We start from the raw sequence: 17476 nt of genomic DNA, 5'->3' as shown, positions 1-17476 counted from the left end.
GGTCAGTCGACCAGCCGGTTGTCGACGAGCTCGATCCAGTGGCGCACGGGCGTGCGGCCCGCGCCGTTCAGGTGAGTCTGGCAGCCGACGTTGGCGGTGACAATCAGGTCCGGCTGCGCGGCTTCGAGCGCATCGAGCTTGTTGTCGCGTAATGTCGTCGCGAGTGCGGGCTGCGTCAGCGAATAGGTGCCGGCCGAGCCGCAGCACAGATGGCCGTCGGCGACATTCGTCAGATCGAAGCCGAGCCGCGTCAGGATGCTTTCCACCGTGCCGCCGAGGCGCTGTGCGTGCTGCAGCGTGCACGGGCAGTGGACCGCGACGCGCCGTGGCGTCGCATCGGCGAGCGCGTCGAGCGGCTCCGCCGCGATCACTTCGGCCAGATCGCGCGCGAGTGCGCTGACGCGCCGCGCCTTCTCCGCATAGACGGGGTCGGAGCGCAGCAGGTCGCCGTATTCCTTCACGAACGCGCCGCAGCCGCTCGCGGTCAGCACGATCGCTTCCGCGCCGGCCTCGATCGCGGGCCACCATGCGTCGATGTTGCGGCGTGCGCGCTGAAGGCCCGCGTCCTGCGCGTTCAGGTGATATTCGGTCGCGCCGCAGCAGCCGGCTTCGCGCGCCGGCGTCACGCTGATGCCGAGCCGGTCGAGCACGCGCGCGGCGGCCGCATTGGTGTTCGGCGACAGCGACGGCTGCACGCAACCCTCGAGCATCAGCATGCGCCGCGCATGACGCACGGCCGGGCGCGGCGCGGCCGCGGGCACCGCGGCCGGGATCTTGTCCCGCAGCGCGCCGGGCAGCAGCGGGCGCAGCGCGCGGCCGGCCTTCAGCAGCGCGGCGAACGCCGCCGGACGCGGCACCACGTGACGCAACCCCGCACGCAGCAGGCGCTCGCGCGTGGGCCGCCGCGCGCGCTTCTCGGCTTCCACGCGGCCGATGTCGAGCAGCGTGTGATAGCGCACGCCGGACGGGCAGGTCGTTTCGCAGTTGCGGCACGTCAGGCAACGGTCGAGATGTTGTTGCGTGCGTTCGCCGCACGGCTCGCCTTCGAGCAACTGCTTGATCAGGTAGATGCGGCCGCGCGGCCCGTCGAGCTCGTTGCCGAGCACCTGGTAGGTCGGGCAGGTCGCATTGCAGAAGCCGCAGTGCACGCATGCGCGCAGGATCGCTTCCGCTTCGTCGGCCCGGACGAGGGCCTTGCTTGCTTCGCTGAGGTTGGTTTGCATCGGCGGGTCGAAGTCGGGTTGGCGTCAGAAGTCGGCGTAGAGCCGGCCGGGATTGAAAATCGCGTGCGGGTCGAGCTGGCCCTTGAGTTGCCGGTGCACGCGCAGCAGCGCCGGCGGCAGCGGCTGGAACGGCTCCTGTGTCGTGCCCGGCGTGTAGCAGCTTGCGTGGCCGCCGCACTGCGCGGCGAAGCGCTGCACGTCGGCCGGCGCGGCGTCGGTCTTCAGCCAGCGCTGCGCGCCGCCCCAGTCGACGAGCTGCGCGCCCGCGAGCGCGTCGAGCGGCGCGGCGGCCGGCACCGACACGCGCCACAGCGGGCGCGGATCGTCGAAGAACGGCAGCGACAGGTCGCGCAGACGTGCCCAGAACGCGTCGTCGCGGTCGTCCATGCGGTCGCCTCCGATCGTGTCGCGCGCGGCCTTCACCGAGCCGTCGCCGCCTTCGAGCCGCACGCGCAGCACGCCGTCCGCGTGGCATGCGCCCGCGAGCGGCAGCCCCGCGCGCCGCCACGCGGCGACGCGTCGCACGGCTTCGCTCGCCGTGAGCGTCAACGCGAGATCGCCGGTCGCACGCGGCTTCGGCAGCACCTTCAGCGATACCTCGGTCACGACGCCGAGGCAGCCGAAACTGCCGGCGAGCAGCCGCGACACGTCGTAGCCCGCGACGTTCTTCATCACCTCGCCGCCGAAGCGCAGATGCTTCGCGTGGCCGGTGATCACGCGGCAGCCGAGCACGAAGTCGCGCACCGCGCCGGCCCACGGGCGGCGCGGGCCCGACAGCGCCGCCGCGAACATGCCGCCGACCGTCGCCGCGCCGCCGAACGACGGCGGCTCGCACGGCAGCATCTGGCCGGCCGCGTCGAGCATCGCATCGAGATCTGCGAGCGGCGTGCCCGCGCGCGCGGTGATGACGAGTTCGGTCGGGTCGTACGAGACGACGCCGCGATGCGTGCGCACGTCCAGCGTGCGGCCTTCGACCGGCCGGCCGACGAACGCCTTCGTGCCGGCGCCGCGGATGTGCAGCGGCTGGCGATCGTGGATCGCCGCGTCGACCTGCGCGACGAGCGCCGCGCTGTCGTCGATCGATTCGGGTTCGCGTTCGCGTTCGCGTCGCATCAGAAGCGCTCCAGTTCGGGAAACGGCAGCTTGCCGTGATGGACGTGCATCGCGCCGAATTCGGCGCAGCGGTGCAGCGTCGGGATGTTCTTGCCGGGATTGAGCAGGCGCTGCGGATCGAACGCGGCCTTTACCGCGTGGAAGAACGTGATTTCGTCGGCGTTGAACTGCACGCACATCTGGTTGATCTTCTCGCGCCCGACGCCGTGTTCGCCGGTAATGCTGCCGCCCACGGCGACGCACAGCGCGAGGATCTTGCCGCCGAGCGCTTCCGCGCGGTCGAGCTCGCCGGGCCGGTTCGCATCGAACAGGATCAGCGGATGCATGTTGCCGTCGCCCGCGTGGAACACGTTCGCGACCGGCAGCCCGTATTCGGCGGACAGCGCGGCGATCCCTTCGAGCACGCGCGGCAGTTCGCGGCGCGGGATCGTGCCGTCCATGCAGTAATAGTCGGGCGACATCCGGCCGACCGCCGGGAACGCATTCTTGCGGCCGGCCCAGAAGCGCTGGCGCTCGGCTTCGTCGCGCGCGACGCGAATCTCGCTTGCGCCCGCGTCGCGCAGCAGCGCGGCGACGCGTTCGGCGTCTTCTTCGACATCGGTTGCCGCGCCGTCGAGCTCGCACAGCAGGATCGCCTGCGCGTCGACCGGATAGCCCGCGTGGATGAAATCCTCGGCCGCCCGGATCGCGAGGTTGTCCATCATCTCGAGGCCGCCGGGAATCACGCCCGCGCCGATGATCCGCGCGACCGCGGCGCCAGCCTCGGCGACGTCGTCGAAGCTCGCCATCAGCACCTTCACGCTCGGCGGTTTCGGCAGCAGCTTCACGGTCACTTCGGTGACGATCCCGAGCATTCCCTCGGAGCCGGTGAACAGCGCGAGCAGGTCGAAGCCCGGTGCATCGAGCGCATCGGCGCCGAGCGTGAGCGTGTCGCCGTCGATCGTCAGGATCTCGACCTTCAGGATGTTGTGCACCGTGAGCCCGTATTTCAGGCAATGCACGCCGCCCGCGTTCTCGGCGACGTTGCCGCCGATCGAGCACGCGATCTGCGACGACGGGTCGGGCGCGTAGTAGAGGCCGTGCGGCGCGGCGGCCTGCGAAATCGCGAGGTTGCGCACGCCGGGCTGCACGCGCGCGATGCCGGCATCGGGGTCGATGTCGAGAATCCGGTTGAACTTCGCCATCACCAGCAGGATGCCTTTTTCGAGCGGCATCGCGCCGCCCGACAGCCCCGTGCCGGCGCCGCGCGCGACGACCGGCACGCGGTGCGCGGCCGCGACGCGCAGCACCGCGCGCACCTGGTCGACCGTATCGGGCAGCACGACCGCGAGCGGCACCGTGCGGTACGCGGCGAGGCCATCGCATTCGAACGGCTTCAACGCCTCCCGTTCGTGCAGCACGTCGAGGCCGGGTGCCGCCGCGCGCAGCGCGGCGACGAGCGTGGCGCGGTCGATGGTCGCCAATGGGCCGTCGATCCGTTCGTCGTAGATGAAACTCATCGTGTGTCTCCGTCTCCACCAGACAGCTGGCCGCGCGATGCGCGACACGCCGGATGGACGGCATTCTTGGCGGTACGCGCGGGCCTGTCCAGCCGTCTTGAAGGTGGTCGTACCAGTTTTTGGAAAGCCACCGATCGCGGTTTGTCGATCGATCGATAAAACCCAATAACGACAAGGCTTTGTGCGAAAATCGACATCATTCGTCCAAAGTGGTCATACCAGCATGGAAATGCAGGATCGGGAGAGGCCGGCGCGGCGCGTGGCCGACGTCGTCGCCGAGCGGATCGAGCAGTTGATCGTCGACGGCGTGCTGAAGGCCGGGCAGGCGCTGCCCTCCGAGCGGCGGCTGACCGAGAAGCTAGGCGTGTCGCGCACGGCCGTGCGCGAAGGCATGAAGCTGCTGCACGCGCGCGGGATCATCGATACGACGCACGGCAAGGGTTCGTTCGTCGCGAGCCTGACCCCGCAGCGCGCGATTACGCCGATGATGCATCTGCTCGGCTCGCAGCCGCGCACGCTGTACGACCTGTTCGAGGTGCGCGGGATGCTCGAGGCCGAGGCCGCCCGGCTCGCGGCGCTGCGCGGCACGCCGGCCGATTTCATCCTGATCCGGCGCCGTTACGAGGAAATGACGGCGGCCGACGCGCAGGATCTCGATCCCGCCGCGCGCGCGAAGCTCGACCACGCGTTTCATCTGGCGATCTGCGAGGCGTCGCACAACCCGGTGCTCGTCAATACGCTGCAGTCGCTGACCGACCTGCTGCTCAGCTCGGTGTTCGCGTCGGTGAACAACCTCTATCACCGCGAACCGCTGAAGAAGCAGATCGACCGCCAGCATGCGCGGCTTTACAACGCGGTCACGGGCCGGCTGCCCGACCAGGCGCGCAAGGCCGCGAGCGAGCATATCCGTCAGTGCGTCGACTATCTGCGCGAGATCGAGCAGGAGGAACAGCGGCTCGTGCGTTCGACGTTGCGGCTCGAAGGCTGGACGTGAGCGGGCCGGGGCTTGGCCGACGCGGTAACCGCTAGAATTGCGGTTTTAGCCGGGAACACGTCCATGTCTTTTGCCTCGCTTGGCCTGATCGAGCCGTTGCTGCGTAATCTGCAGGGCCTCAATTACCAGACACCCACGCCGGTGCAGGCCAAGGCGATTCCCGTCGTGCTCGGCGGCAAGGACGTCATGGCCGCCGCACAGACGGGCACCGGCAAGACGGCCGGCTTTGCGCTGCCGCTGTTGCAACGGCTCGTCCAACACGGCCCGGCGGTATCCAGCAACCGTGCGCGCGTGCTGGTGCTGGTGCCCACGCGCGAACTGGCCGAGCAAGTGCTGCAAAGCTTCGTCGAGTACGGGAAGGGTCTCGATCTGCGATGTCTGGCCGCCTACGGCGGGGTGAGCATCAATCCTCAGATGATGAAGCTGCGCAAGGGTGTCGACGTGCTCGTCGCGACGCCCGGCCGCTTGCTCGACCTCAATCGGCAGAACGCCGTGCAGTTCGATCAGGTGCAAACGCTGGTGCTCGATGAAGCCGACCGCATGCTCGATCTCGGCTTCGCGCGCGAACTCGACGCGGTGTTTGCCGCGTTGCCCGCCAAGCGCCAGACGCTGCTGTTCTCCGCGACGTTCTCCGACGAAATCCGCACGCTGGCGGCCGGCATTCTGCGCAGCCCGGTCGACATCAGCGTCAGCCCGCCCAACGCCGCGGCCAGCAAGATCAAGCAGTGGGTCGTACCGGTCGACAAGCGGAACAAGCCCGACCTCTTCATGCATCTGGTGGCCCAAAACAACTGGGAACACGCGCTGGTGTTCGTCAAGACCCGCAATGGCGTCGATTATCTGGCGGTCATGCTGGAGAAAGCGGGCTATGCGGTCGATACGATCCACGGCGACAAGCCGCAACCCGCGCGTTTGCGTGCGCTGGAGCGCTTCAAGACGGGCGAAGTGCAGATGCTGGTCGCCACCGACGTGGCGGCGCGCGGGCTGGATATCGACGATCTGCCGCTGGTGATCAACGTCGATCTGCCGATCGTCGCGCAAGACTACGTGCACCGTATCGGCCGCACCGGCCGCGCGGGCGCGAGCGGTGTGGCGGTGTCGCTCGTGTGCGCCGATGAGGCGCCGCAACTGGCCGCGATCGAAGCGCTGATCCGGCAGACGCTGCGGCGGGAAGAAGAGCCGGGTTTCGAAGCCGAACACCGCGTGCCGGAAACCAGCGCGACGGGCCAGATCATCAAGAAACCCAAAAAGCCGAAGAAACCGAAGGTGCCGCAAGCTGTGCCGGTGGCCAGGCAGGCGTCGGGCAAGAAGCCGCATACGCAAGGTGGCGAAGGCAAGCGCAAGCCTGCGGCGCAGCACGCGGCGGCCAATGGTGCCGGTCAAGGCCCGGACTACACCATCGGCAGCCCGTTCAGCGTGCACAAGCCGCGCGGCAAACCGGCCGGCAAGCCGGCGGCGGGGAAGGCTGCTGGCAAATCTGCTGGTGGTCGCGGCAAATCCGGCAAACCGTCCAGGTAGCCTGAATCCTTTCCTTTTCAACGTGCGCGATACGATCGAATAAACCGATGCCGTGAACGCATACGGACGGTTCGGAACAGCGCTGCCGGTTTTCTCGTTCGCGACCTGCAACCGCGCGCGATAGCGGCTTTCCCGCGTGACCCATGAAGTGCGATGACTGAAGTGAGAGATGGAATGACGACGACATTCGACGAGGCGACAACGGCGGCGATCGCCGCGTTCGCCCAGCTGGATTTCTACACGGCCGTGCAGGCGATGCGCGCCGAAGCCGATTACGACCACGAACGAGAACAGTGGATCTCGCGCTATATCGACGAGCAGGGCGGCGGCGTGGACGATGCGGAATACGACGCCCTGCACGCGCGGGCACAGGCCACGCCGGAATACGCCGAGTTCATCGATGGGGTTCGACGGGAAATTCTGGCGTACTTCGGCGTGACCGACGATCAACTGGACTGGATGGTCGTGCTGCGCGACGACGACAGCGATGAACTGTGGGCGGAGGTCAACCGGCAGCGGAGCGCGCTGGGAACCGGTGAAGTGCGCGGGGATCTCTGACCCGGCCTGTCATTCGCCGGTACTTTTGGGCGGGCCATTTGAGTGTCGGTCCCACCCAGGTATCGGACGCGTGCCGATCCATCAATCTTCTCGCGCGAGTCGTAGCAAGACGTCGACGAGGGCACGAATTTTCGGTTGTGTCGCCCGTTGGGGCGGATAGACGAGAAAGTAGGAAAGGCCGTCTTCAACCACTTCGTCAAACGGCGTCACCAGCGATCCGGCACGGAGCCGGTCTCTCGCCATTCGCGGGTCGCCGATTGCAATGCCGTGTCCTTCCATCGATGCCGCGAGCGTCAATTCGAGGGTATCGAATACGAGCCCACGTCCCGCATCGATCTGGCGCGCCCCAACGTGATCGAGCCAGCATCTCCACTCTGCGCGGCTGGGCCCGGGATGGAGCAAATCGAGCTGCGCAAGGTCGGCAACGGATCGCAGGGATGTCGCCAGCGCGGGCGCGCACATCGGCGTGAGCCGCTCGGAAAAGAGCGGTACCGCTTCCATGCCGGTCCACTGTCCGGTGCCGCGCACGATGATGGCGTCGACGTCGGAGGTCGTGAAATCCGGCGTGTCGTCCGCGGATGTCGAAATACGCAGCTCCGTGCCGCCCATCGCGCGATGAATGTCCGGCAGCCGCGGGAGCAACCAGCGAACGGCGAACGTGGACGGCAACTTCAACGTGAGCGCCGAGGTTGCCCGTGCATGGGAATCCGCGTGCTGGATCAATTGCGTGAGCACGTTGACCGCGACCGTCAGCAATGCATTGCCTTCCGGTGTCAACGTCAGCCCCGATACATGGCGCACGAACAGTGCGCATCGATAATGCGTTTCCAACTGCTGTATCTGGCGGCTCACCGCGCCTTGCGTACGGCATAGGTGATCCGCGGCCTTGCTGACGCTGCCCAGCTGCGCCGCCGCGACGAACGACTGAATCGCCGCCAACGGCGGGAGCGGCCGCGTCAGGTCAGCCAGCGGATATGCATGCGCCGCATACCCGGGTTGCAAATTTTTCGATTGTTCGGTCATCGGTGCGTCGCTATCGTACGTCTACCGGATGCCCTGTTCTTGCGAATGAACGGGGTGTCGACGAATGATCGGAGGATAATTTTGGGCTCAACGTCGGAGTCACTCTACACGGAACAGGTGCGCGCTTACCTGCGGGAACTGGAGCGCGGCGATGTCGGCGCCATCTGCGCGCTATTCACGCCGGACGCGCAGATTTTCTCGCCATTTCTCGGCTGGATGCGCCCCGAACCCTTCTTTTCGAAGGTCGCTGCCGCATCGGGAGAAAGCAAGATTACACCGATCGATATCTGCGTCAGCACGAGCGGGGCTCGACGTGCGACAGGTTACTTCATCTACGACTGGGGCCTGAAAGACGGTTCGGTGGCGCGCTTCGAGTGCGTCGACGTGTTCGAGTTCGACACGGCGGGGCTCATCGAACGGATGATCATCGTCTACGACACCCATCCGATTCGCAGTGCGGTCGGCGACAAGTACGCGTAGCCGAATCGGCGTCGGGCAAAGTCGCGCGCTGACGTCCACGCGCGTCCAAGCCCCGGCGAGCGACGAGTTCGATCGGTCGACGGCGTGGAAGCCCGGGTCACGAGCCAGGTTGCCAAGCGGCCTCACCCGAATCCGCAAAGCATGAAAAAAGCCCGCCGAAGCGGGCAACCTCACGATGCGGAGGGGGAGATGCGAAAACGCGACCGGCGCGCGTTCAGCCTTTCGTCGCGCCGAACGTGAGCCCCGCGACGAAATGCTTCTGCATCGCGAAGAACATCGCGACCGACGGCAGCGCGGCGAGGATCGACCCGGCCGATACGAGGTTCCACGACGTCGTCCATTGCCCCTTCAGCGCCGCGACACCCGCCGTGATCGGCGCGGCCTCGTCGCCTTGCGTGAGGCACAGCGCCCAGAAGTAATCGTTCCACACGAACGTGAACACGAGAATCGCGAGCGCGGCCAGCGCCGGCCGGATCAGCGGTAGCACGATTCGCCAGAACACCGTCCATTCGCCCGCGCCTTCGATGCGCGCCGCCTCGATCAGCTCGAACGGCAACTGCTTGATGAAGTTGCGCAGGAACAGCGTGCAGAACCCCGTCTGAAATGCGACGTGAAACAGGATCAGCGCTTCGACGGTATTGAACACGCCAAGCCGCAGCGACAGGTCGCGCACCGGAATCATCAGCACCTGCACGGGCACGAAGTTGCCGGCGACGAACGTGCCGAACAGCGCGGTATTGCCGCGAAACCGGTAGGTCGCGAGCGCGAAGCCGGCCATCGCCGCGAGCGCGATCGAGCCGATGACCGACGGCACCGTGATCTGCACGCTGTTCCAGAAGTAATGCAGCATCGGCGACGTCGTCAGCGCGTCGCGATAGTTCTCGATCATCGAGAAATGCCGCGGCCAGCCCCAGTAGTGGCCTTCGACCAGTTCCTCGGTCGAGCGCACCGACGTGACGAACACGGCGATCATCGGCAGCAGCCAGATCGCGAGCGCGACGGGCAGCGACAGCTTGTACAGCCGGCGCGATACCGGCTTCCAGTGGGCAACGGGTGTCGGAAACATGATGAGTGAACTCCCGGAAGGTCACTGTTCGTTGCGCAGCATGCGGCGCAACTGGAACGCGATGTAGACGAGCATGATCGCGAACAGCACGACCGCGATCGACGCGGAATAGCCGAGCCGGTAGTACTTGATCGCCTGGTCGTACATGTAATACGCGAGCACGGTCGAGCTCTCGAACGGGCCGCCGCCCGTCATCACCGAGATCAGGTCGAAGCTGCGCAGCGCGCCGATCACGGTGACGACGATCGCCATGAAGGTGGTCGGCCGCAATTGCGGTAGCACGACGTGCCACAGCAGCGCGAAGCCGCGCGCGCCTTCCATCCGCGCGGCTTCGATCTGTTCCGGGTTGACCGACGTGAGGCCGGTCAGGTACAGGATCATGCAGTACGCCGTTTGCGGCCACAGCGCGGCGAACACGATGCCGAAGGTCGCATAGCGCGCGTCGCCGAGCACCGGGATGCCGTGCCCGGCGACGAGCGCGAGCAGCCCGAAGGTCGGATCGTAGAACCACGAGAAGATCAGCCCGACGACCACGCCCGACAGCACGAACGGCGCGAAGAACAGCGACTTCACGAGCCGGATGCCGCCGACCGCCTGGTTCAGGTAGAGCGCGAGCGCGAGGCCGAGCGGCGGCGCGAGCATGAACAACACGAGCCAGATCACGTTGTTGCGCAGCGCCGTGTAGAACGTCGGCGCATGCAGCAGTTCCGCGTAGTTCGCGAGGCCGACGAAGGTGCGCTCGGTCATCCCGTCCCAGTTGTACAGGCTCAGCCACAGCGTCGACAGGATCGGCCAGATCACATAGACGGCGACCATCGCGCAGGCCGGCGCGAGAAAGAGCCACGCGGCGCGCCGTTGCCGCCGCACGGCGGGCGACGGGCGGCGCGCGGGCAACGCACCGGCGGATGGGCCGCGCGGGGGCGGCGCGGTGCCGGCGGGCGGGGTGGACGTGGTCGGACTGGACACGGCAAGCCTCCTGAAACGGACACGGCGGCGCGCGGCCGCCGGTTGGGTCACGCGGTCACTTCTTGTAGATCCGCTTGCGGGTCTGTTCGAGTTGCGCGAGCACGGTGTCGAGCTGCGCGGGGTTCGCGACGAACTGCTGCATGCCCTTCATCCCCTCGTCGGCCATTTCCTTCGTCATGTCGCGGTCGTAGAACTGCGCGACGCCGCCCTTCGTGTCGGCGAGGATCCGGAAGCCGATGCGCGAGATCGGATCGGCCGGCTCGGGCGACTTGCTGTTGGCCGACAGCGAGCCGAGCCCTTCGGCGAGTTTCGCGCCGATCTCGGGCGTTTCGACGAAGGCGAGGAACGTGTGCGCGTCGGCCTTGTTCTTCGCCTTGGTCGGGATGTGCAGCGATTCGACCGGGCCGTCCTCGGCAGTCGGCACCTTCGGGTCGATGACGGGGAAGCGGTAGTAGCCCATTTCCTGCTTCACGTTCGGCGGAAAGCCGGCCGCGATGAAGGTGCCCATCAGCATCATCGCGGCCTTGCCCTGGAACAGGAACGGCTGCGCGCCGTCGAGATCGTAGGACAGCGCATTGTCGATGAAGTAGCCCGAGTCGATCAGCGATTTCCACGTCGTGTAGACCTTCTTCACGCGCGGGTCGGTGTACGGCACGTCGCCGGCCATCAGCTGCTGGTGGAACGCGTTGCCGTTCAGGCGGAGGTCGAGATAGTCGAACCAGCCGGCGAGCGTCCACGCGTCGCGGCCGCCGATCGCGATCGGCGTGATGCCGGCCGCCTTCAGCTTCTTGCATGCATCGAGAAACTGGTCCCAGGTCTTCGGCTCGTCGGCGATGCCGACCTTGCGGAACAGGTCCTTGCGGTAGAACAGCCCCCACGAGTAATAGACGGTCGGCGCCGCGTACTGCTTGCCGTTATAGGACGACGCGCTGCGCGTCGATGCGTACGCCGCGTCCCAGCCGTTTTTCGTCCAGTCGCCGCTCAGGTCCTCGAACAGCCCGCGCTTCGCGTAGTACGCCATGCGCTCGCCCGCGTGCCAGTTCACGACGTCCGGCGCGACGGTCGTGAGCCATGCGGGGAGCTGCACCTTGTACGCTTCCTCGTCGACGAAGGTCGGCTTCACGTCGATGTCGGGATGGGCCTTGTGGAACGCTTCGATCGTCGACTGCCACACGGCGCGCTGGCTCGCGCCCTTGAACGCGATGTTGATGGTCAGCGTGCCGGCATCGGCGGGCGTCGTCGCGCCGAACGATGCGAATGCGATGGCGGCGGCGGTCGCCAGGCGGGCAGCGACGCGAAGGGGGCGATGGGTCATGAGTGTCTCCAGTCCTGTGTGTCGTTGTTTGTGCGTGACCGGCGCGTGGCGGCGCCGGGGCGATTGCTACGAACGGCTTCGATACACGGCCACGCCTTGCGGCTCGACCTGCGCGGCGCCGAACACGAATGCGGACGGCGGTACGCCGTCGATCGCATGCGGTGTGCTCGCGTAGTTGAATACGTAAGTCAGGCTGCCGCGCCGGCTCACGCGCACGGTGTCGCCGAGCGGCGTCGGGGCCAGGCCGGCTTCGGCCGCGACATCGGCGAACAGTCGCGCGGTGGTCGCGTCGTCGAACAGCGCGGCCCAGTAGTGCAGCGTGCCGTGCGACAGGCAGGCCGGATGGCCGTCGGCGAAGCGTGCACGCACGACGCGGTGTGCGTCGTCGTCGCTCAATTCGACGAGGTCGCGCCAGTGACGCGCTTCGCCCGCGAGCGGCGAACCGTCGCGCAGCGTGCCGTCGATCCGTTCGGTCACGTTCGGACGCAGCGATTCGACGCGCCACACGCGTACCGGCAGGATCGACGCGAGCGGGCCGGGCGGCAGCGCCGGTGGAATCTGCAGGTCGGCGGTCTTCGAGCCGGTGCGCGGGCCGAACACCGCGTGCGCGCCCGACGCGGCGAGCCGCGACGCGAAATCGTCGGGCACGATCGGCAGCGGCGGCACGACGACGAGCCGGTAGCCTTCGAGCGGCGCGTGCGCGGAAACGATGTCGACGTCGAGGCCGAGCGAGCGCAGCGCCGAGTAGTACTCGAACGCGAAACGCGGGTAGTGGAAATCGGCGCCCTGCGGCTGCACTTCGAACAGCCACTTCGCTTCGTAGTCGAACACCAGCGCAACGGGCGCGCGCACCGGGCCGTTCGCGTCGGCATCCGCGCCGGCGTCGAGCACGGCGGCGATCTCCTGCGCGACGCGCTGCGCTTCGCGGCCGCCTTCGTCGAGCTGGTTGTCGGGTGTGTTCAGGCCCGCGTGCATCTGCTCCTGCGCGAACGGCGCCTGCCGCCAGCGGAAGTACGACACGCAGCCGGCGCCGTGCGCGAACGCTTCCCAGCTCCACAGCCGCACCATGCCCGGTAGCGGCGCCGGATTCCAGTGCGCCCAGTTCACCGGGCCCGGCTGCTGCTCCATCACCCAGAACGGCAGCTTCGACATGCCGCGGTACAGGTCGTGATTGAACGACGCGAAATCGGGATGGCCGGTGCGCAGCCAGCGCGCCTTCACGTCGGGCGCGAACCAAAGCTCCTCGAGCGCGCCGAGCGGATAGCTGTCCCACGTCGCGACGTCGAGGTCGCGCGCGACTTCGTAGTGGTCGAACTCGGTGAACAGCTGCATGAAGTTGTGCGCGACGACACGGCCCGGCGAGTGCGCACGGATCACGTCGACCTGCATCCGGTGATAGCGCGCGAGCTCGTCGGACGCGAAGCGCCGGTAGTCGAGGCGATGCGACGGATGGGCTTCGGTCACGGTGCCCACGGGTGCGTCGACTTCGTCGAAATGGCGATACTCCATGCTCCAGAAGACGGTGCCCCACGCGCGGTTCAGCGCGTCGATCGTGCCGTAGCGCGCTTTCAGCCATTCGCGAAAGCGCACGAGCGCGGCCGGCGAATAGCTGACGACGGTCTGGTGGCAGCCCAGCTCGTTGTCGGTCTGCCAGTAGCGCACAGCCGGATGGCGGCCGTAGCGTTCGGCGACCGCCGTGCAGATCTGGCGCGACGCTTCGAGATAGGTCGGCGACGAGAAATCGTAGTGCCGGCGCGAACCGAACGCGCGCGGCCGGCCGTCCGCGCCGATCGCGAGGATGTCGGGATGGCGGTCGATCAGCCATTTCGGCGGCGTGGCGGTCGGCGTGCACATCACGATCTCGAGGCCGGCCGCGCCGAGCACGTCGACCGCGCGGTCGAGCCAGCCCCAGTCGTATTCGCCCGGCGACGGCTCGATGCGGCTCCACGCGAATTCGGCGATCCGCACCTGCTCGATGCCGAGCGCTTTCATGCGGCGGGCGTCGTCGGCCCACATCGATTCCGGCCAGTGTTCCGGGTAGTAGCAGACTCCGAGGCGCATGCCCGATCCTTATGCGTAGTGGTGGACGGGAAGATCGGCGCACGCGGGCACCGCGCGGCCGTCTTCGGTGAACAGGTGGCAGGCCGCGGCCGGCGCGTGCACATGCATGCGTTCGCCGGTGCGCACCGGCGCGTTGCCGGGCACTTTCGCGATCAATGCCGTGCCGCCGGGCTGGTCGAGGTGCACATAGGTCTGCTCGCCCAGGCGTTCGACGAGCGCGACGTCGCGCGCGAGCGTCGTCGCGTCGGGCGCGGCGCCGAGCGTCAGGTGTTCGGGGCGGATGCCGAGCGTCACGGCGGCGCCGGCGCCGAGCGCCGAGCCGTCGCGCGGCAGCACGAAGGTTTCGCCGGACGGCACGAGCGTGACGGTCGTGCGACGCGCGTCGCACGCGGTCACGACGGCCGGCAGGAAGTTCATCCGCGGCGAGCCGATGAAGCCCGCGACGAAGCGGCTGGCCGGATGGTGGTAGAGGTCGAGCGGCGCGCCGACCTGCGCGATGCTGCCGTGCTGCGCGGTATCCGCGCCGGCGTGCAGCAGCACGATCTTGTCGGCGAGCGTCATCGCCTCGGTCTGGTCGTGTGTCACGTAGACGACGCTCGCGCGTTCGAACTGCCGATGCAGCCGCGCGATCTCGATGCGGGTCTGGCCGCGCAAGGCCGCGTCGAGGTTCGACAGCGGTTCGTCGAACAGGAACACGCCGGGCTCGCGCACGATCGCACGGCCGATCGCGACGCGCTGCCGCTGGCCGCCGGACAGCGCCTTCGGCTTGCGCTCGAGCAGCGTGTCGAGCTGCAGGATGCGCGCGGCGTCGCGCACCTTCCGGTCGATCTCGGCCTTCGGCACGCGCGCGAGCTTCAGCCCGAACGCCATGTTCTCGTACACCGTCATGTGCGGAAACAGCGCGTAGCTCTGGAACACCATCGCGACGCCGCGGTCGGCGGCCGGCACGTCGTCGACGCGGCGGCCGTCGATCGACAGTTCGCCCGCGCTCAGATCCTCGAGCCCGGCGATCATGCGCAGCAGCGTCGATTTCCCGCATCCGGACGGCCCGAGAAACACGCAGAACTCGTGCGCGCCGATCTCCAGATCGACGTCGCGAATGACCGGCGCGTGCTCGCCGTAGGCTTTCTGCACGCGTCGCATCGAGATGCTCGCCATTGTCTCCGCTCCATGTTTTAATGCGTCGTACTGCGTGATTAAGCGCTTAATCATCGCGATCAAAAAAAGGGGCGATGCGATCGCGGCCGAGTCGCGCCCGTCGGTCGGGCGGCAAGGTGTGCGGCGATAGTGCGCCGCTTCGGTGAGCGAAGCAAATACTGGATCGACGTCTCATATAGTGGGCAAACGATGGCAACACTGGATGAAGTGGCGCGCCGCGCCGGCGTGACGGCCGCGACGGTGTCGAACGTGTTGCGCGACCGCGGCCGGGTGGGCGACGCGACGCGGGCGCGGGTGCTCGAAGCGGTCGATGCGCTCGGCTATCGGCCGCATCTCGCCGCGCGGGCGCTGGCGGAAGGGCGCGCGCCGACGGTCGCGCTGATGGTGTCGAGCATCGCGAATCCGTTCTATCCGGAGTTCGCGCTGGCGGTCGAGCGCGCGGTGCGCCGCAACGGGCAGTTCCTGATCGTCTGCAACACGAACGAAGATCCGTTGCAGGGGCGTGCGTATCTCGACCAGATCGCCGGCACGATCTCCGAAGGGATTCTCGTGACCAACGCGAACCTGCACCTGCCGGATCTGCTCGACGTCGCGCGGCGCGGCGTGCCGGTCGTGCTGTGCCTCTGGGAGCGGCCCGAGGCGCCGCCGCCGGGCTTGCCGTGCGTGGCGGTGGACTTCCGCGAGGCGGGGCGGATCGCGACGCGGCATCTGCTCGAACTCGGCCATCGCGAGATCGGCGCGATCGTCGGCGGGTCGGCAAATGGCGTGCAGGCCGCGCGCTACGATGGTTGCGTCGACGTGCTGCGCGAAGCCGGGCTGGACGCGACGCGCGTCGGCGCCGGGCACGATTCGATCGAGGGCGGCGTGCGCGCGGCCGGGCAGTTGCTCGATGCGCATCCCGAGCTGACCGCGCTCGTCGCGACCAACGACCTGCCGGCGATCGGCGCGATGCATGCGGCGGCCGATCGCGGCCGGCGCGTGCCCGACGATCTGTCGATCGTCGGCATCACCGATATCCATCTCGCCCGCGACACGCGGCCCACGCTGACGACCGTCGCGATCCCGACCGCCGAAGCGGCCGGCATCGCGGTGGAATTGCTCAATACGCTGCGCGAGGCGGGCGGGCAGGGCGACGACGCATCGCGCGTGCGGATCGCGTCGCCGCCGACGCTGAGGGTGCGCGGCACCACCGGGCCGGTACCGCACGCGGGATAGCCGGGCGCGAGCGGTCGCGCGCCCGCCTCAACCGCCTTCGACGAGCCGCAGCACGATGCGTCGCGCCGAATCGAGATGCGCGACGGTCATCGCGCGTGCCGCCCGCGCATTGCGTTCGCGACATGCCTGCAGAATCTCTTCGTGCTCGACCTGGAACGACGGTGTATCCGCGAGCAGCGTGGCCTGCAGGCGCTCGTAACGTTCGACCTGGCTGCGCAGCTCCGCGATCGACTTCAACTGCCGTGCGTTGCCGCAGCACCCATACAGCAACGCGTGGAATTCGCGGTTCAGCTCGCCTTGCCGGCGCGGCCCGGTTGCATCGCCGAGCAGCCGATGCACGAGTTCGGCGCGCGCGAGCGTTTCGTCGTCGAGCCGCTTCACGCTGCGATAGATCGCATCGCCTTCGATTAGCGCGCGCAGATCGTAGATTTCCTGCACGTCCGACGCGCTCAGCATCCGCACGACCGCGCCGCGATTCCTGAAGATATCGAGCAAGCCTTCGTGTTGGAGCCGCTGGATTGCCTCGCGCATCGGAATCCGGCTGACGCCGAACCGCTCGGCCAGATCGCGCTCGACGAGCCGCTCGCCGGCCGCCAGCTCGCCGTTGATGATCATGTCGCGCAGCGACGCGGCGACCGCGTCCGCCGTGGAGTCGAGTTTGGCTTCCATGCCTGCGTGTTCCGTCAATTTGGAATAATGGTATACCAAACGTCGATCCAGTGCCAGAATGGCGACCATCGGCGGGCCTCACGCAACGGCGTTTGGCCCGGTCAAGGCAACCGACATCAATGGAGAGCGAGATGGCATCGGGCGAACATCACTATCGCGTCGCGGTGGAGTGGACGGGCAATCGCGGCACCGGCACGTCGGAGTATCGCGAGTACGGCCGTGATCACGTGATCCGCGCCGGTTCCAAGCCGGATATCCCCGGTTCGTCGGACCCGGCGTTCCGTGGCGACGCGGCGCGCTGGAACCCCGAAGACCTGCTGCTCGCGTCGGCGTCGGCATGCCACAAGCTCTGGTATCTGCACCTGTGTTCCGAGGCCGGCATCCGCGTGCTGGCCTACGTCGACCACGCGGAAGGCACGATGCTCGACGGCGCCGGAGCGGGGCGCTTCACCGAAATCGTGCTGCGCCCGCAGGTGACGATCCGGGCCGGCGACGATCGTGACCGGGCCGCGCATCTGCATCACGATGCGCATGCGAAGTGCTACATCGCGAATTCGGTCAACTTCCCGATTCGCTGCGAACCGGTAGTCGGGTTTGCCGCGGAGTAGGAAATCGCGA

The 17476-nt window shown here is 67.7% G+C and carries 16 protein-coding genes; 6 read left to right on the top strand and 10 right to left on the bottom strand.

The window, feature by feature from the left end; all coding sequences use genetic code 11:
• Positions 1–2: 2 nt before the first annotated feature.
• The 3 genes from glcF to glcD are packed head-to-tail and all read right to left on the bottom strand — an operon-like array spanning position 3 to position 3835.
• The gene (gene glcF / locus CFB49_RS28415) at positions 3–1223 is read right to left on the bottom strand and encodes a glycolate oxidase subunit GlcF (RefSeq protein ID WP_089492980.1); all 1221 of its coding nucleotides are present in this window, start codon (positions 1221–1223) and stop codon (positions 3–5) included.
• 24 nt (positions 1224–1247) lie between these two features.
• Positions 1248–2336: a glycolate oxidase subunit GlcE gene (gene glcE, locus CFB49_RS28410; RefSeq protein WP_089492979.1), complete on the bottom strand. Its 1089-nt coding sequence runs from the start codon at positions 2334–2336 to the stop codon at positions 1248–1250.
• Positions 2336–3835, bottom strand: coding sequence for a glycolate oxidase subunit GlcD (gene glcD / locus CFB49_RS28405; RefSeq protein WP_069621727.1), 1500 nt, complete (start codon positions 3833–3835; stop codon positions 2336–2338). The genes glcE and glcD overlap by 1 nt, the downstream gene beginning before the upstream one ends.
• A 223-nt stretch (positions 3836–4058) precedes the next feature.
• Between glcD and glcC the strand changes: the two genes are divergently transcribed.
• The 3 genes from glcC (at position 4059) to CFB49_RS28390 (ending at position 6905) form a co-directional block, all read left to right on the top strand.
• Positions 4059–4829 carry a transcriptional regulator GlcC gene (glcC, locus tag CFB49_RS28400; protein ID WP_050013449.1) on the top strand — a complete coding sequence of 257 codons (771 nt, stop codon included), beginning with the start codon at positions 4059–4061 and terminating at the stop codon, positions 4827–4829.
• A 63-nt stretch (positions 4830–4892) separates the two neighbouring features.
• Entirely contained in the window at positions 4893–6347 is a 1455-nt protein-coding gene (locus CFB49_RS28395) for a DEAD/DEAH box helicase (protein ID WP_089492978.1), read from the top strand.
• A 174-nt stretch (positions 6348–6521) separates the two neighbouring features.
• Complete coding sequence (locus CFB49_RS28390) at positions 6522–6905, top strand: ATP-dependent protease (protein WP_069621725.1); 384 nt, start codon at positions 6522–6524, stop codon at positions 6903–6905.
• Between the two features lie 81 nt (positions 6906–6986).
• On the opposite strand, the gene CFB49_RS28385 is transcribed toward CFB49_RS28390, so the two are convergent.
• Complete coding sequence (locus CFB49_RS28385) at positions 6987–7928, bottom strand: LysR substrate-binding domain-containing protein (RefSeq protein ID WP_089492977.1); 942 nt, start codon at positions 7926–7928, stop codon at positions 6987–6989.
• Between the two features lie 81 nt (positions 7929–8009).
• On the opposite strand from CFB49_RS28385, the gene CFB49_RS28380 reads away from it, so the two are divergent.
• Complete coding sequence (locus CFB49_RS28380) at positions 8010–8408, top strand: nuclear transport factor 2 family protein (protein WP_176730275.1); 399 nt, start codon at positions 8010–8012, stop codon at positions 8406–8408.
• Positions 8409–8622: 214 nt separating this feature from the next.
• On the opposite strand, the gene CFB49_RS28375 is transcribed toward CFB49_RS28380, so the two are convergent.
• The 5 genes from CFB49_RS28375 to CFB49_RS28355 form a co-directional block, all read right to left on the bottom strand.
• Positions 8623–9474, bottom strand: coding sequence for a carbohydrate ABC transporter permease (locus CFB49_RS28375; protein WP_089492976.1), 852 nt, complete (start codon positions 9472–9474; stop codon positions 8623–8625).
• Positions 9475–9495: 21 nt separating this feature from the next.
• Entirely contained in the window at positions 9496–10440 is a 945-nt protein-coding gene (locus tag CFB49_RS28370) for a carbohydrate ABC transporter permease (RefSeq protein ID WP_069621722.1), read from the bottom strand.
• A gap of 55 nt (positions 10441–10495) precedes the next feature.
• Positions 10496–11755: an ABC transporter substrate-binding protein gene (locus CFB49_RS28365; protein WP_089492975.1), complete on the bottom strand. Its 1260-nt coding sequence runs from the start codon at positions 11753–11755 to the stop codon at positions 10496–10498.
• Between the two features lie 66 nt (positions 11756–11821).
• Positions 11822–13816: a beta-galactosidase gene (locus CFB49_RS28360; protein WP_089492974.1), complete on the bottom strand. Its 1995-nt coding sequence runs from the start codon at positions 13814–13816 to the stop codon at positions 11822–11824.
• 9 nt (positions 13817–13825) lie between these two features.
• On the bottom strand, positions 13826–14974 hold the full coding sequence (locus CFB49_RS28355; protein WP_089492973.1) for an ABC transporter ATP-binding protein: 1149 nt from the start codon (positions 14972–14974) through the stop codon (positions 13826–13828).
• 189 nt (positions 14975–15163) lie between these two features.
• Here CFB49_RS28355 and CFB49_RS28350 point away from each other — a divergent pair, with 189 nt between their 5' ends.
• A complete protein-coding gene (locus tag CFB49_RS28350; RefSeq protein WP_069621718.1) occupies positions 15164–16189 on the top strand; it encodes a LacI family DNA-binding transcriptional regulator in 1026 nt (341 codons plus the stop codon).
• 27 nt (positions 16190–16216) lie between these two features.
• Here the strand turns inward: CFB49_RS28350 and CFB49_RS28345 are convergent, their stop codons facing one another.
• On the bottom strand, positions 16217–16858 hold the full coding sequence (locus tag CFB49_RS28345) for a GntR family transcriptional regulator (RefSeq protein WP_089492972.1): 642 nt from the start codon (positions 16856–16858) through the stop codon (positions 16217–16219).
• A gap of 131 nt (positions 16859–16989) precedes the next feature.
• On the opposite strand from CFB49_RS28345, the gene CFB49_RS28340 reads away from it, so the two are divergent.
• Positions 16990–17466 carry an OsmC family protein gene (locus CFB49_RS28340; protein ID WP_089493144.1) on the top strand — a complete coding sequence of 159 codons (477 nt, stop codon included), beginning with the start codon at positions 16990–16992 and terminating at the stop codon, positions 17464–17466.
• Positions 17467–17476 lie beyond the last annotated feature (10 nt).

Source organism: Burkholderia sp. AU17457 (assembly GCF_002223255.1).
Taxonomy (GTDB): domain Bacteria; phylum Pseudomonadota; class Gammaproteobacteria; order Burkholderiales; family Burkholderiaceae; genus Burkholderia; species Burkholderia sola.
This window is presented reverse-complemented; position numbering and strand designations above follow the sequence as displayed.